The organism is Rhodococcus sp. T7, from assembly GCF_009872365.1.
Taxonomy (GTDB): Bacteria; Actinomycetota; Actinomycetes; order Mycobacteriales; family Mycobacteriaceae; genus Rhodococcus_F.
In genome coordinates this window covers 34,986-49,311 of record NZ_WXYH01000342.1, presented here as the reverse complement: position 1 = coordinate 49,311, position 14,326 = coordinate 34,986, and the positions used below count along the sequence as shown (strand labels likewise).

At 66.5% G+C, this 14,326-nt stretch carries 15 protein-coding genes; 7 read left to right on the top strand and 8 right to left on the bottom strand.

Going from position 1 to position 14,326, the window contains the following annotated elements:
- Together MLGJGCBP_RS32290 and MLGJGCBP_RS32285 are read right to left on the bottom strand one after the other, a co-directional pair.
- A partial coding sequence (locus tag MLGJGCBP_RS32290; RefSeq protein WP_160100713.1) for a YciI family protein occupies positions 1–380 on the bottom strand: 380 nt, incomplete at its 3' end.
- Between the two features lie 90 nt (positions 381–470).
- Positions 471–1,247: an alpha/beta fold hydrolase gene (locus tag MLGJGCBP_RS32285; RefSeq protein WP_160100707.1), complete on the bottom strand. Its 777-nt coding sequence runs from the start codon at positions 1,245–1,247 to the stop codon at positions 471–473.
- Positions 1,248–1,352: 105 nt separating this feature from the next.
- Between MLGJGCBP_RS32285 and MLGJGCBP_RS32280 the strand changes: the two genes are divergently transcribed.
- The 3 genes from MLGJGCBP_RS32280 (at position 1,353) to MLGJGCBP_RS32270 (ending at position 3,443) form a co-directional block, all read left to right on the top strand.
- Positions 1,353–2,003, top strand: a complete 651-nt coding sequence (locus tag MLGJGCBP_RS32280; protein WP_160100705.1) for a type IV toxin-antitoxin system AbiEi family antitoxin domain-containing protein — start codon at positions 1,353–1,355, stop codon at positions 2,001–2,003.
- The gene (locus MLGJGCBP_RS32275; RefSeq protein ID WP_160100703.1) at positions 2,000–2,779 is read left to right on the top strand and encodes a nucleotidyl transferase AbiEii/AbiGii toxin family protein; all 780 of its coding nucleotides are present in this window, start codon (positions 2,000–2,002) and stop codon (positions 2,777–2,779) included. Before MLGJGCBP_RS32280 ends, MLGJGCBP_RS32275 begins: the two co-directional genes overlap by 4 nt.
- 244 nt (positions 2,780–3,023) lie before the next feature.
- Positions 3,024–3,443, top strand: a complete 420-nt coding sequence (locus MLGJGCBP_RS32270) for a hypothetical protein (protein ID WP_160100701.1) — start codon at positions 3,024–3,026, stop codon at positions 3,441–3,443.
- 93 nt (positions 3,444–3,536) lie between these two features.
- On the opposite strand, the gene MLGJGCBP_RS32265 is transcribed toward MLGJGCBP_RS32270, so the two are convergent.
- From MLGJGCBP_RS32265 to MLGJGCBP_RS32250, 4 genes are all read right to left on the bottom strand, one after another.
- On the bottom strand, positions 3,537–4,997 hold the full coding sequence (locus MLGJGCBP_RS32265; protein WP_160100699.1) for an APC family permease: 1,461 nt from the start codon (positions 4,995–4,997) through the stop codon (positions 3,537–3,539).
- 86 nt (positions 4,998–5,083) lie between these two features.
- Entirely contained in the window at positions 5,084–5,911 is an 828-nt protein-coding gene (locus tag MLGJGCBP_RS32260; RefSeq protein WP_160100697.1) for a MoaF C-terminal domain-containing protein, read from the bottom strand.
- 56 nt (positions 5,912–5,967) lie between these two features.
- On the bottom strand, positions 5,968–7,416 hold the full coding sequence (locus MLGJGCBP_RS32255; protein ID WP_160100695.1) for an aldehyde dehydrogenase family protein: 1,449 nt from the start codon (positions 7,414–7,416) through the stop codon (positions 5,968–5,970).
- 227 nt (positions 7,417–7,643) lie between these two features.
- The gene (locus MLGJGCBP_RS32250; RefSeq protein ID WP_236581490.1) at positions 7,644–8,186 is read right to left on the bottom strand and encodes a TetR/AcrR family transcriptional regulator; all 543 of its coding nucleotides are present in this window, start codon (positions 8,184–8,186) and stop codon (positions 7,644–7,646) included.
- Between the two features lie 205 nt (positions 8,187–8,391).
- On the opposite strand from MLGJGCBP_RS32250, the gene MLGJGCBP_RS32245 reads away from it, so the two are divergent.
- From MLGJGCBP_RS32245 to MLGJGCBP_RS32230, 4 genes are all read left to right on the top strand, one after another.
- A complete protein-coding gene (locus MLGJGCBP_RS32245; protein WP_160100691.1) occupies positions 8,392–9,249 on the top strand; it encodes an SDR family NAD(P)-dependent oxidoreductase in 858 nt (285 codons plus the stop codon).
- Between the two features lie 65 nt (positions 9,250–9,314).
- Positions 9,315–10,913 carry an amidohydrolase gene (locus MLGJGCBP_RS32240; protein WP_236581488.1) on the top strand — a complete coding sequence of 533 codons (1,599 nt, stop codon included), beginning with the start codon at positions 9,315–9,317 and terminating at the stop codon, positions 10,911–10,913.
- A gap of 46 nt (positions 10,914–10,959) precedes the next feature.
- Positions 10,960–11,382: an ester cyclase gene (locus tag MLGJGCBP_RS32235; protein WP_160100689.1), complete on the top strand. Its 423-nt coding sequence runs from the start codon at positions 10,960–10,962 to the stop codon at positions 11,380–11,382.
- Between the two features lie 34 nt (positions 11,383–11,416).
- Positions 11,417–12,637: an MFS transporter gene (locus tag MLGJGCBP_RS32230; protein ID WP_160100687.1), complete on the top strand. Its 1,221-nt coding sequence runs from the start codon at positions 11,417–11,419 to the stop codon at positions 12,635–12,637.
- 5 nt (positions 12,638–12,642) lie between these two features.
- On the opposite strand, the gene MLGJGCBP_RS32225 is transcribed toward MLGJGCBP_RS32230, so the two are convergent.
- Both MLGJGCBP_RS32225 and MLGJGCBP_RS32220 read right to left on the bottom strand, forming a co-directional pair.
- Positions 12,643–13,611: a helix-turn-helix domain-containing protein gene (locus MLGJGCBP_RS32225; RefSeq protein ID WP_160100685.1), complete on the bottom strand. Its 969-nt coding sequence runs from the start codon at positions 13,609–13,611 to the stop codon at positions 12,643–12,645.
- Positions 13,604–14,263, bottom strand: a complete 660-nt coding sequence (locus MLGJGCBP_RS32220) for a TetR/AcrR family transcriptional regulator (protein WP_160100683.1) — start codon at positions 14,261–14,263, stop codon at positions 13,604–13,606. Before MLGJGCBP_RS32220 ends, MLGJGCBP_RS32225 begins: the two co-directional genes overlap by 8 nt.
- Positions 14,264–14,326: the final 63 nt, after the last annotated feature.

The window sequence follows — 14,326 nt, the reverse complement described above, 5'->3', positions numbered from 1 at the left end:
AGGAACGGGCGCAGCTCGAGCCATTCGTGGATCGGTTTCCCGCCGGCGCCCGGCGCCGCGGACAGCTCGCCGGCGAGTTCGAGCGCCCGCTCGTAGGTGTCGACGTCGATCACCATCCAGCCGGCGATCAGGTCCTTCGTTTCCGCGAACGGGCCGTCGGTGACCGGTGGCCGTCCCTCGCCGTCGTAGCGGACGAACGTGCCCTCCGGGGCGAGCGCCTGACCGTCGACGAACTCCCCGGTCCCCTCCAGCTTGGTCGCGAAATCCTGCATGTACTGCACGTGCGCGGAGATCTCCTCCGGCGTCCACTCGGTCATCGGGACGTCGTTGACCGCCGCCGGCGCGCCGCGGTAATGCTTGAGCAGCAAGTACTTGGCCATCATGTGCTCCTTGGTACTGGTGCGACCCATTCTGGTCACATTCACCACGGGGACGGAGCCGATCATCGGTTCTCGACAACGCCCCCAAAACTATTTTCGATCGAGCCAGTCGCCGAACAGCGCGGCGAGCAGCTCGGGCCGCTCGTGTACGAGCGCATGGCCGGCGTCCTCGAGGACGGCCAGGGTGGCATGCGGATAGCGCTCGAACAATTCGCACGCGTCGGCGTACCCGGCGACCGAATCGCGCCGGCCCGCCACGATCACCGTCGGCCCCGCGAACGCACTCGATCCGACGTCGACCGCCCAGCCGGCGAAGATGCGTCCGAGCGCATCCTCGTCGACGAGCGTCGCCCCCGGCACCACGTGGTCGCGGTAGCGGCGAGCGGTGGCCCGGGTGCGCACGACGAAGTACTCGTCGAACCCCGCCCACAGCGCACGGTCGAGTTCGTCGTAGGCTTCGGCGTCCCGACGAACCACACTGTGCTCGGGCACATTCCGCGACCGCTCGGCGACCGGACACAGCAACGCCAGGCCGAGCACCACGTCCGGCCGCTGCGCGGCCACACCACGAGCCAGATAGGCGCCGTAAGAATGCCCGACCAGCATCACCGGGCCCGCCCCCAGGCCGTCGATGAAGTCGCCGAGCAACGTCACCACATCGTCGTTGCCGGTCAGTCCGTCCGCTGTCGACCGGCCCATCCCCGGCAGGTCCGGGTAGACCCGCCGATACCCCGTGGCCGGAACGACGGCCTCGATGGCCGCCTCGATCTCACGATGATCCACGCCGGCACCGTGCAGGGCGACAATCGGCACGCCACTGCCGTGCTCGACCCAATGGACCACGGCTTCGTCGATCCGGCGCTCCATGACAACACCCTAACGATCCACGGCGTACCACAGTCGTTTGCGAGCCATAAGAACATTTCGTAGGCTTAGACCCTACGAAATGCGCATTGGAAGGGTGGGAGTTCTGTGACACGAGCACACACCACCGCCGTACCGGCGCCCCTTGCTCGGCGACCGCTGCGAACCTTCCGCCCCCAAGACGCCACAGGCGTCTACACCCACCCACGGCCCGAACTCGCTCGCCTGGTCGCCCGTGGCGTCCTGCATCGCGCCGCCCCCGGCTACTACATCGTCACGCCCCCCGAACAAGCCGGCCGTCCCTGGATCCCGGGTCTCGAAGCCACCGCTGCCGGGATCGCCACCACCATCTACGGACCCGACGAGGCCATCGTGATGGGTATCAGCGCGGCACGCCTGCATCACGCGATACCCCGAGCGTTGGCCACCGCCGTCGTCGCCGTCCCCCGTCGACACCGACCGATCACCCTCACCGACCGGCCCGCCACCATTGCCTTCCTCCGCCGCGACACTACTGAACTCGACGCCGAACGCATCGATACCCCACTCGGGGCCACACTGGTGACCACCCCCGAGCAAACCATCCTCGATCTGGCACGGTGGCCGCAACTCGGTGACGTCGAGATCGAAATCCCCACCGCGATCGCGGCCCTCCACCAACGCAGCGACCCCACGCGTCTAGCCGCCCTCGCCACCGAACAACACGGTATGACCGCCGCCCTCACCCGAGCTGAAGCCTGGTCGAGGACACGGTCGTGAACCTCGACGAACGCGACAGTGTCGCAAATCAATTCGGGGTCGCGTCCGAGCAGGTCGAGCGAGACCACCTCATCTCATTACTCCTGGCTTACCTCAGTGAACATTTCGCCGATCGAATGCACTTCATCGGTGGCACCGCACTCGCCCGCACACACCTCCCCGACGGGCGGCTCAGCGAGGACATCGATCTCATCTCACTCGACCCACGACGCAGCGCGCTGGCCGCCGACCTCGACACAGCACTCCCCCGATCCCTACAGCGGTCGCACGGCCGACTCGACTGGGCGCCGTCGCTCAGTACCGGCTCGAGCGTGGACCCCGCCACCCTCTACACTTCCAGTGGGCTCGCGGTAAAGATCCAACTCCTCTCCTCCACCGACCGCATCCTCTGGCCCACCGAGCACCGCCACATCATCCAGCGCTACAGCGACGCCCCGCCTGCCCGATTGCTCGTACCGACGCTCGCCGCGTTCGCCGCCTCCAAAACCGCGACCTGGTGCGACCGCGCGGCCGCCCGCGATCTCTGGGACCTATGGGCGCTGAACAACATCGGCGCGATCGACCCTGACGCCGCCACGCTGTTCCGCAAGTACGGACCCACCGGCAGGAACCCCGGCGAATACGCGTTTGCGAAACCACCGAGCGACCACGAGTGGCAATCACAGCTCGCCGGCCAGACCCGTCTGATCGTCACCGCAAACGACGCCCTCCACACCGTCCGCACCGCCTGGTCGCACCTCCGCCCGGACAGCACTGCGACGCGTGCCGGAATATGAACCGACGGTCGGCTGGCGGGCCAAGTCGCCGATCCGCGGTCGTGAGACCCGACGGGCGGCCGGAAAATGGTTGGCGGGCACGACGCCCGCACTGCTAGCGTTCGGACGACCGTGACTTCGAGCGAGGAGGTGAGACCCATGACCGCAGTACGCAAGTGGGTGCTCCCCCTCTTCACGGCTGGGCGATCGATGTATGTGTCGCCGGGAGCGCCTCGACAACAAGGCAATCCCGAAAGGCAACACCATGCACTTCACCTCTGAGGCATCGTCGAACGGTGTCATCGAACGATACTTCATCCTGGGCGAGATCACCGGCGTGCTCTGGTACGACTACAACACCTCGCTGGCGGAGCGTGCCCTGCCGGAATGGCAGTCAACCCTCGACGCCCTGCAGGCGCTGCCCGAGATCGGTACGGTCTTCGTGGACGACGCTCTGATCGAGACGGCACGAAAGATCACCGTTCCGGTCGAGTACCGGATTCCTTGGAACGACGAATACATCGACTGCCGAGCCGGTCTCGCGTTGTTCGACGCCTTCGGCTTGAGGGAGAAAACACTGCACGCCCACCCGGGCGCGTACAACCAATTGCCCGAATACGAGCGCGACAGCTCGGCGCGGTTCTTCGCCCGCCACCTCCGCCGGGCCGGTGCGACACCGGCCTGATGTGACCGACATCGGCGGCGGGCACGAGTCGGCCGCCGATGCCGAATCACCCACCGCCTGTCGGAGACGGCGGCGGGTGATTCGGCAAGACGTTCAGACGAGTTCGGCCTGGTAGTCGATGTTCGGGCGTAGCGCCGCCCAGCCGAATCCCAGTGCCGCGCAAAGCGGGATCAGCAGCAGCAGCCATCGTGCGACGCCGCCCTGCCCGCCGAGCAGGACGCCGTAGTTCTGCACGGCGAGCCATACGACCACCGCGAACCCGACGAGTGCACCGGCAGGTGCGACCTTGGTTTTCCAGATGCTCGTTTCCAGGCGGGTGCGGGCGAAGAAGGCGATGATCGATGCCGAGGTGAGGGCGAGGATCACGATGAGCGAGACGGTGCCCAGGGACAGCAACCAGCTGAAGGTGACGGTGATCGGGTCCGCGCCGGCGAGTTCGAAGGCAGCGAGGATGATCGCGAGCACGACGCCGACTACCAAGGCTGCCGCTGCGGGGGTGCCGGTCTTGGCGTTGGCTTCGCCGAGGCGGTGCGGCAGCACCTTCGCTCGTCCCAGCGCATAGAGGTAGCGGGAGAGCATGTTCTGGAAGCCGATGAGCATGGCGATGAAACTCGTGACGACCAGGATCTCCATCACCGTGCTCAACCAGGAACCGACCTCAGCCTCGGCGATGGCGAACACGAATCCGGCCGGGTCGTCGGTGGCGGCGGCCTGGACGGCATCCGCGCCGACGGAGTTGCCCAGCGCCCAGGTCGTCAGGGCGTAGAAGACGCCGATGAACGCGATCGAGGTGTACACGGCGCGGGGAATGGTGCGGTGTGGGTCCTTTGCTTCCTCGGAGAAGACGACGGTGGCCTCGAACCCGGTGAAGCAGGTGATGCAGAACAGGAACGCCACACCGAGCCCCGGACCGACCAGCGCGGACGGATCGAAGGCCGCCAGCGAGTTCCCCGAGGTGCCGCCCCCGACGATGATCGCGACGTCCAGGACGACGAACGCGGCGATCTCCAGCAACACGAGCAGTCCCAGCACCTTGAGGCTCACGTCGACGCCGCGGACGGTGAGTGCGGTGACCAGGGCCAGGGTGGCGAACAGCAGTACCCACGCCGGCACGTCGACACCGAGTTTGTCGGTGATCAACTGTTGCGCGAACACCGAGTACTGGGACCACAGGGCCGCCTGCAAGGCGGTGTAGGCCAGGATGGCCAACCCGGCGGCGGCCGTGGCCAGCCGTGGCCCGAATCCCTGCGCGATGTACGCGACGAAGCCGCCGGCATTGGTGATGTGCCTGCTCATCGTCACGTACCCCACGGAGAAGACGACGAACAACAGGGCCGCCAGCAGATACGTCGCGGGGGCGGCGACACCGTTGACGGAAAAGACGACGGGTGAGGCGCCGACGATCGCGGCCATCGGGGCGACTGCGGCGACGACGAAGAACACGATCGCGGCGACCCCGAGCCTGCCTGCCCGCAGCCCCGCCCTCCCATCCCCAGGGGGCTCGTTGTGACCTGTGTTCTGTGGTGGGACGGCCTGGTGGGGAGGGGTGGACATTGGAGCCTCCGAAGAAGGGATTCGCGGGGTAGTGCGGGTGGGTGTCGCGGCGTGTTCGTGGGTGACCGTTGGCGGACGGATTCGCGTCAGGCCGTGGGGCCGGGTCGGGCGTCGTCGACGGACGGGGTGCGCTCGAATTCGCGCGCGTACGAGCCCATGGTGATGTTCACCAGGTCACCGCTCTGCTGGTCGATGCCGAATTGGATGCCGACGGTGCGGAGGGCGTTCAGGTCGACCAGGACCATGCCCTCGACGCCGACGTTCTTCTCCAGCCAGGAAAAGAGGTACGTGTTCTCACGCAGCTTCCAGTAGGTGCAGCTGTCGGTGTCACCCACGCCCAGCTCGGCACCGCCGATGCACAGCCAGGTGAAGAGGTTCTCGTTGAGGTAGACGTGGTCGTAGACGTCGTCGCCGCTGTAGGCGTAGCGCACCCGGCGTCCGATCAGCTCGTCGGTCGGCTCGTGGGCATCGGCCGTGGTGGCGGCGCTGCCGGCGATCTGGCCCTGGAACCACCGCTGACGGGCGAGGTGGGGGTTGGGGCCGAGTCCGAGTTCGCCGACCGCGCCGGTGACCTGACCGGTCGTCATATCGAGGGCGGCGCTGACGACCACCGGGTGGTCCTCGCCGCTGCGCCGGTAGTGCAGGTAGAACAGTCCGGGCTGCATCTCGAACAGCTCGTAGGTCTCGGTGCCGGCCTGCTCGCCGGTGCGCCAGCTCAGTTCCGCTTCGGAAAATGCGTGGGTGAGGGTGAACTCGTCACCCGAATCCACGAAGCGGGCGTTCACGGTGAGTTCCCGGCCGTCGAGGGCGCGGCTATAGGCGGGCCGGTATTCGTCGAAGCCGTCGGCCATCTCGCTCAGCGAGGCCCAGTCGTCCTTGTTCCAGCTGAAGGCCGAGGTAGTGGAGGTGCTCATGATGTCAGGTGTCCTTGAATCTGTGGAAGGTTTCTGGTGAGTCGTTCGGGGCCGGGTCAGCCGAGGTTGACCCAGACGCCCTTGGTCTCGGTGAATTCGTCGATGGCGTTGGAGCTCATCTCCCGGCCCCATCCGCTCGAACCGAATCCGCCCCACGGGGCAGCGGGATCGAGGAACGGCAGCATGTTCACGAAAACGCTGCCGGCGTGGATCGAGGCGGCGAGGTTGTGTGCCAGCTCGAGGTCCTTGGTCCAAATACATGCGGCCAGACCGTAATCGGTGTCGTTGGCGCGGGCGGCGAGCTCGTCGGCGTCGTCATAGGACAGGATCGACAGCACCGGCCCGAAGATCTCCTCCCGGGCGATGGTCATGTCGTCGCGCACACCCGAGAACACGGTGGGCGCGAAGAAGTTCCCGCCGGACAGCTCTCCGCCGACGCGGCTACCGCCGGTCACCAGCTGCGCGCCCTCGGCGACCCCGGCGTTGACGAGCCGCTCGACGTGGTCGGCGTGCTCGGGCGAGGCCAGGGGGCCGATCACCGTCTCGGGCGACATGCCGGGACCGATCGGCAGCGCACTCGCCGCGGCCGCGATCTTCTCGGTGAACTCGTCCACCCGCTTCGAGTCGACGAAGAACCGCGTGTAGGCGGCGCAGACCTGACCGCTGTTGAGCAGGGCGCCCTGCAGGTTCCCCGCGACCGCGGCGTCGATATCCGCATCTCGCGCAATGACACTCGGCGCCTTGCCGCCGAGTTCGAGGGTGACCCGCTTGAGGTTGCCCGAAGCGGCGACGACGATTTGCTTACCGACCGCGGTCGACCCGGTGAACGACACCTTGTCGACGTCGGCGTGCTCGGTGAGGGCCTTGCCCGCCTCGGGACCACCGGTCAGGCAGTTCACGACACCGGGCGGGAACCCGGCCTCCACGCACAGCCCGGCCAGGAACACGGTGCTCAGCGGCGTCTGCTCGGCGGGCTTGAGGATCACGGTGTTGCCGCAGGCCAGCGCAGGGGCCAGCTTCCAGGCGGAGATCATCAGCGGGAAGTTCCACGGGGTGATCAGCGCGCACACGCCGACCGGTTCACGGCGGGTGTAGTGCATCGTGTTCGGGATCGACACCGCCGAGTTCTTGCCCTCGATCTTGGTGCACCAACCGGCGTAGTAGCGGAAGACCTCGGCGGCCATGGTGAGGCTGACGGTCTTCGCGACCCCGAGCGGCTGCCCCTGGTCGCGGGTTTCGAGTTCGGCGAGTTCGTCCGCGTGCTGCTCGATCAGATCGGCGACCTTCCACAGCAGCCGTGCGCGGGCGGCAGGCACCAGGGCCTTCCAGGCCGGATCTGTCAGGGCATGCCGCGCCGCCGCGACCGCGGCGTCCACGTCGGCGGCGCCGGCATCCGCGACCGTGCCCAGAGGCTCACCCGTCGCCGGATCGTAGGTCTTGAACTCGGCACCGGACCGGGCCGGAACCCAGCGGCCGTCGATCAGCAACTGCTCGCGCACATCCATTGTGAGAACTCCTCGAAATACTCGTGACCAGGTCACGTGACGTGAGTCTCACTCTGCTCCGGGATTCGCGGAACCGCATTGCCCGAAACCGTACAAACATTGACTAATCCCGCATACCTTCGGTGGCGCCGAGTCAATCGAGAGCGGTCGCGGCCGACGAGTCGCGCGGCACGAAAGTCGAATTCCGTTTCAGCAAAGTATATTTGGGAGTTCACGCGTCGCCCACCTCACTCGGCAAGTGAGCGCAGAAACCGGCGAAGATGCGCGAGCGCGGCCTCGTTGAGTGCGGGGCGGTCGAGAGTGATCTGCTGAAAGATCAGTCCGTCGGCGGCCGCGATGAACAGTTGAGCCATCGCCTCGTCGCAGTCGATTCTGCCGTGCGCCAACTCTTCGCGCAGGGCCTGCCGATAGGTGCCGTACAGCGACTCGACGTGCGGACGCAGTTCGGGACGCCGCCGCGATTCGAGGATCAGTTCGTACTGGAACGCCTGCTCGTCGGGGTTGACGACGACCATCCCGATCAGTCCGGCGAAGAGCGCGTCGAGGTCGCCGGTGCCCGGCCGGGTACTGATCGAAGTGACGCTGTTTTCGACGGAGTACTGCAGGGCGGCCTCGAGCAGGGCGTCCCGGCTCCCGAAGTGGTGGGCGACCAGGCCGTGAGTGACGTTCGCCTCGCGAGCGACGGCGCGGTAGGTCAGTTTTCGCAGCCCCTGGGCGGCGACGACGTGGACGGCGGCGGCGAGCAGAGCCTGCCTACCCTCGCCGTACATTGGCGAACTCCGACCCGGTGTAGACGCAACAGCGGTCATCGGTGTCCTCCAGGATTCTTTTCATCTATCCACTTGACTAGTTGTACAGCACGGGGCATATTTGTGCCACCGATCACATCTATCCATCTGGATATTTCGCATCTCTTCGTTCGCGGTCCGCTTCGGCCGCACCACTGCCCTCGGCACGCAAAAGGACACCCCCACCATGACGAATACAGCGGATAACGAACCGCAGGCCACGCTCGCTGACCGGGAGGCGTCCGGCGCAGTCGCCATAGTCACCGGCGGCGGGAGCGGGATCGGTGCCGCCACCGCGCAGGCGCTCACTGCCGCCGGCTGGTCGGTGGTGATCTGCGGACGGCGTGCGGACGCGCTCGAGCGGGTGGCCGACGCCACCGGGGCACACCCGATCGTCGCCGACACCACCGACGCGGCCGCCGTAGCCCGCCTCGTCGAGAGCACCGTCACCCATTTCGGGCGCCTGGACGGACTGGTCCTCAACGCCGGAATCGTCCGGCCCGGCCCGGTCGGCGAATTGTCTGACAGCGATTGGACGGCCATGGTCGACACCAATCTCACCGCGCCCTACCGTCTGCTGCACACCGCCCTGCCGCACCTTGTCAGGAGCGGCGGGGCGGTGGTCGGGGTGTCCTCGGTCAGCGGGCTGCGCGCCTCGGGCGGAACCCCCGGCTACAACGCCACCAAAGCCGGTTTGAGCATGCTGCTGCAGTCGGTCGCCGTCGACTACGGGCCGCGAGGAGTACGTGCCAACGTCGTCTGCCCCGGTTGGACCCGCACCGAGATGGCCGACGAGGAAATGGCCGAACTCGGAGGTGAACGCGGCCTCGACGCGGAGCAGGCCTATCGCCTCGCCTCCGCACTCGTCCCGCTGCCGCGGCCCGCGCACGCTGCCGAAGTCGCCGCCACCATCGCGTGGCTGCTCTCCCCCGCAGCCTCCTACATCAACGCCGCGGTGCTACCCGTGGACGGAGGGCACAGCGCGGTCGACGTAGGCACCGTCGCCCTCGACCCACGATTCTCGCTCGCTGTCTCCCTGTCCTGACGGTCCACACCCGCACAGTACGAACTGCTCACTCGACGCCCTACCCACGATGGAAAGAAGAACCGATGCCAACCGCGTTGCTCAATGGCCGCATCTACACCGTCGACCCGGCCACGCCCTGGGTGCAAGCCGTTCTGATCGACAACGGCATCTTCACGGTCGTCGGGTCCGACGACGACGTCCGTGACGCAGCCCCGGAGGGAACCGAGTTCATCGACCTCGACGGTCGCATGGCGATGCCCGGGCTGCACGATGCCCACACCCATCTGCTGTTCAGCGGGTTGAAGTTTCGCTACGAGGCCCGTCTGACACCGGGCGGCACCCCGCAGGAGATCGTGCACGACCTCAGTCACTGCAGATGCGCCGAACTCGTCGACGAGGACGTGCAGCCCTGGATCGTCGGCGGCGAGTTCGTGCCCGCCGACTTCGCCGCAGGAGAACTGGACCGCAAATTCCTCGACGAAGCGTTTCCCGATCAGCCGGTGTTCCTGTACGACTACACCATTCACCACGCCCTGGCCAACTCCACCGCACTCGACCTCGCCGGGCTTTCCGCCGACTCGGTGGACCCGCCCGGTGGCCGACTGGTCCGCAGGGAAGGGACGAACGAGCTGACCGGGGAACTCGTCGAGCAGGCCCGCTGGCCCGTGATGCGCGCCATGTCCGATTACCGTGCCGACATCTACCGTGACGCGGTCGGCTGGGCCGCGTCGGTGTGCCATCAGTACGGCATCACGTCCGTGCAGGAGGCCTCCGCGTCCCCGCAGGCGCTCGCGGCCTACCGGGACCTCGACCGGGACGGCGACCTGAACCTGCACGTCGCCGCGCACCTGGTCTGGAAGGAGGAGGGTTTCGGGATGGCCGATACCGCCGAACTCGACCGCACCATCGCCGAACGGGCGGCATTCGCCAGCGAACACCTCGACACCGGACGCATCAAGATCTGGCTCGACGGGTCACCCCTGCCGCCGCACATGACCCAGGCGGACCTCGACGCACACGGCAGCGTCGACCCTACCAACATTCTCGTCGACGAAGATCAACTCACCGAGGTGCTGCGCGGATTCGACGCGGCCGGGTTGTCGGTGAAGATCCACTGCGCCGGTGCGGGTTCCGTGCGAGCCGCACTCGACGCCTTCGAGACCGTCCGCCAGACCAACGGCACACGCGGCCCGGCCCACGAGATCGCGCACTGCCCGTTCATCCACGACGACGATTACAAGCGATTCGGTCAACTCGACGTGATCGCCGAGATGTCTCCCGCAATCTGGCATCTCGACATTCCCGGGCACGACGATGCATTCAAGTTCCGCACTATCCTCGACTCGGGTGCCACGATGACCGTCGGCTCGGACTGGATCATCACGCCGAATCCGAACCTGTTCCCCGCCCTGCAGGGCATGCTGCAGCGCGGAGACGAGACCGTCGATCTCACCACCGCTGTGCATCTGATAACCCTCGGCGGCGCTCAGGTCGTCGGCCGTGATCACGTGCAGGGCACGATCACCGCCGGGAAGTCCGCGGACCTGATCGTGCTCGACCGCAACATCTTCGAGGTCCCGCCCGAGCAGGTCGGATCCACACAGGTGCTGCGGACTCTCTTCGAGGGACGCACCGTCTTCGACGCCGAGGCATCGACCGCCGCCGATCTGCATCAGCCCTGAGCGCAGTACACCCTTCCGCCTGTTGCCCAACACTGGAGGACTCACCGTGTCCAACCCTGATTTCGACACCGTCGCAGCCTTGTACGAGGCGTGGAACACCCGAGATATCGCGGCCTGGGTCGATTCGTTCACCCCCGATGCGACCTGGACGAATCTGCCCACCGGAGAGGTCCATGCCGGCCACGACGGGATGGCGGACAACTACCGGCACTGGGACGGGCCGTTCCGCGACGGAACGTGCGAGAAGCTCACCTTCACCGGGGGTGACGGGCTGGTCGTCACCGAGTTCGTTGCCGTCGGCACCCACACCGGCCCCCTCCCGACCCCGGACGGAGAGGACATCCGCCCCACCGGTCGCACACTGTCGGTTCCCTTCTGCGACATCCACCGGGTCGAGAACGGCCGGATCGCTTCGACCCGGCGATATTGGGATCAGCTCACCGTCCTCACCCAGCTCGGACTGCACTGAGCCTGGACTTTCCCCACTCACAAAGGACCACCCGATGCCTCACACTCTCGACGGTCGACGCACCCCATTCGACAGCACAGATCCCGACTCCAAGGGACGCGTGGCACTGATCGTTCTCTTCTCCTCCGTTGTCGGCACGCTCCTTCTGATGGCCCCCGCCGTGGCCAGTCAGCTCCAACTTCAGCTGGGACTGAATCCCTCGCAGACGGGTGACTTGTTCTCGGCCGAACTCGGTGCGATGAGCTTCGCCTCGCTCCCCGCACTGTGGTGGATGAAGAAATTCAACATCCGGACGATGTCCACGATCTTCGGCGTGATCTTCATCGCCGGCAACGTCAGCTCCGCCTACATCGAGGACTACGGCACCCTGCTCGCCGTACGCTTCCTCACCTCCCTCGCGGGCGGCTCGCTGATGGTCCTGTGCATGTCGCTCGCCGCACAGACCCGAGACCGCAACCGCGTGTACGGACTGTGGGTGATGGGGCAATTGTCCTTCGGAGCAATCGGATTGGCGGTACTTCCACACTTCTTCGACACCTTCGGAATCGGCATCGTGTACTGGACCCTTGCCGTGCTGATGATCCTCGTTCTGCCGCTCGCACGATTCCTGCCGGAGCGCAACGTCACGGCCGACCATGCCGGCACAGAAGCGACCGGACCGACGAACAACTACGTGCTGCGCGCCGCACTCGGGCTCGTCGCGGTGCTCGCCTTCTACGTGAGCCTCAGCGGAATCTGGACGTTCGTCGGCGGCGTCGCCGCTGCATCCACCATCGGCACCGAAACCTCGAGTGCGATCCTGTCGATCGCCACCGTCCTGGGTATCGCCGGTTCTGCACTGGCCACGGTCCTGGGCGCCCGGCCGAGCACGAGAACCAACCTCCTCGTCGGGTATGTGGCGATGACGCTGTCGGTCGGTCTGCTCGCCGGAATGCCCGGACTGCTCCGATTCACCGTTGCAGCATTGCTTTTCAAGTTCACCTGGACGTTCATCCTTCCCTACATCATGTCCACCCTCTCCGGCCTGGACCGGTCGGGGCGAGTGGTGAACCTGGCCAACATCGCCATCGGCGGCGGCTTCGCGATCGGCCCGTTCATGGGAGGACGCCTCGTCGAGAGTGCGGGCGGATACGGAACGTTGATCGCGGTCAGCGCCGCGGGACTGGTCCTGTCGCTGGCACTGATCATGGCTGCCCAACCCCGGCGGACCACCGCACCTGCCGCCACCGCCCCAGTTCCGCAGATGGCCGAGTAGCACTTTCAGTCGACAGGTTGATCGAGAGCACCGCCGGCAGTCCGATAACGGCCGGCGGTAACTCCGAAGCGGGTCTTGAACAACCGCGAGAAGTGCGCCGGATCGGGGAACCCCCACCGAGCGCCCACAGCAGCCACCGAGAGGTGGCAGTTTCGCGGATCGACGAGGTCGCGCCGGCACTGTTCGAGTCGGCGCTCCCGGATCCACCCGCCCACGGGGGTGCCGTCCTCCTCGAAGATCTTCTGCAGATGCCGCACCGAAATATGATGCGCGGCAGCGACCATCGCCGTATCGAGACCCGGATCCGTCAGATGCTCCTCGATGAACGTGCCGACCCGGACGCGGAGTGCCGTATGCCGTGATTCGAGCGACAGGCTGTCGGTGATCTGCAGTTGCTCGGCGAACGCCGCGGCGAGCACGTCGAGGACCGCGTCGTTGAGATGCACCGCCACCGCGGGCTCGGTGTCGAAGACCCGCTCCCCCAGGTCTTTGACGAACGGCGCGACCAGGGCGCCCATGCCCTGGCGACCGGAGATCCGCCGTGCCGTGAGCTCCGCTATCCCGTTGGGGGGAATCCGGAGCAGTTCCCGCGGGAACATCATGACCAGCATCCGGAATCGATCGTCGAACGAGAGTTGATAGGGCCTGGTCGTGTCGTAGATCGCGAAGTCACCCGGCGTCAACGCCGCCTCGCGGTCGTCCTGTGTCAGCACGCAGTAGCCGCGGACCTGCAACCCCACCTTGTAGAAACCCGGATCGCTGGCGCGGATCGTCCTCGGGGTGCGGCGCACCGTGTGCGCCGACGCGACAACATCGGCAACCTGGACCTGACCGAGGGAGGCACCGTGGATATAGCCCGCGAAATCGGTATCCGGGGCGATCGACGTCTCCAAGGGGACAAAACTGTCGGTCACCGACTCCCGGAACGTGTCGAGATCAAGTGATCGATTCCGAATTTCGACGATCTCACCCATGGCTGACTCGGTCCTCGATGCCGGAAAACAACTGCGTCGCCGATTCCGACGAGGACGGCGACTTGTTTCGTCCGGAACTGTTCTGCCGGAGCAGTTCCCGCAGATGGGTGAGAGCCCTCTCGGTCAGCTCGGGGGGACCGAGGGTGATCTGATGGAACACCAGACCGTCCGCTGCCACATAAATGAGGTGGCTCAACGCCGGGTCGGGGTCCATCCCGGCGCACTCGAGTTCGAACTGCAGCCGATCGACGTACGCCCGGTAGATCGCCTCGACGTAGGGGCGCAACTCCGGACGGCGTCGAGATTCGAGGATCAGCTCGTATTGGAAGGCGAGGTCCTCGGGGTTGCTCTCCACCATCGTCGCCAATCCGGCGAAGACGGCGTCGAGGTCACCGCTGCCCGGACGGGTGCTGATCGAGGTCACGGTGTTGTTAACGGAGAACTGCAGCGCCGCCTCGAGGAGTGCGTCGCGGGACCCGAAGTGATGCGCCACCAGCCCGTGCGCGACTCCGGCCTCACGCGCCACCGCTCGATACGTCAATTTCCGCAGTCCCTGCTCGGCGACCACACGCACCGCCGCGGCGAGGAGGGCGGCGCGCCCCTCCCCATAGCGGGGCGCCTGGCGGGCCGAGCCCTCTTCGGAGACGGTCATCGCGGTAACTCCTCGCTGTCCACTTGGCCAGTTTCTCCAGAAGTGTAGACGCAGGTCGGCTCG

Bases quoted from the DNA above. Each gene is read 5' to 3' on its own strand.
- MLGJGCBP_RS32245 (WP_160100691.1), top strand. From the start codon at position 8,392: ATGACGAATACAGCGGATAACGAACCGCAGGCCACGCTCGCTGACCGG.
- MLGJGCBP_RS32270 (WP_160100701.1), top strand. From the start codon at position 3,024: ATGCACTTCACCTCTGAGGCATCGTCGAACGGTGTCATCGAACGATAC.
- MLGJGCBP_RS32250 (WP_236581490.1), bottom strand. From the start codon at position 8,186: ATGTACGGCGAGGGTAGGCAGGCTCTGCTCGCCGCCGCCGTCCACGTC.
- MLGJGCBP_RS32285 (WP_160100707.1), bottom strand. From the start codon at position 1,247: ATGGAGCGCCGGATCGACGAAGCCGTGGTCCATTGGGTCGAGCACGGC.
- MLGJGCBP_RS32240 (WP_236581488.1), top strand. From the start codon at position 9,315: ATGCCAACCGCGTTGCTCAATGGCCGCATCTACACCGTCGACCCGGCC.
- MLGJGCBP_RS32260 (WP_160100697.1), bottom strand. From the start codon at position 5,911: ATGAGCACCTCCACTACCTCGGCCTTCAGCTGGAACAAGGACGACTGG.
- MLGJGCBP_RS32225 (WP_160100685.1), bottom strand. From the start codon at position 13,611: ATGGGTGAGATCGTCGAAATTCGGAATCGATCACTTGATCTCGACACG.
- MLGJGCBP_RS32230 (WP_160100687.1), top strand. From the start codon at position 11,417: ATGCCTCACACTCTCGACGGTCGACGCACCCCATTCGACAGCACAGAT.
- MLGJGCBP_RS32265 (WP_160100699.1), bottom strand. From the start codon at position 4,997: ATGTCCACCCCTCCCCACCAGGCCGTCCCACCACAGAACACAGGTCAC.
- MLGJGCBP_RS32220 (WP_160100683.1), bottom strand. From the start codon at position 14,263: ATGACCGTCTCCGAAGAGGGCTCGGCCCGCCAGGCGCCCCGCTATGGG.
- MLGJGCBP_RS32255 (WP_160100695.1), bottom strand. From the start codon at position 7,416: ATGGATGTGCGCGAGCAGTTGCTGATCGACGGCCGCTGGGTTCCGGCC.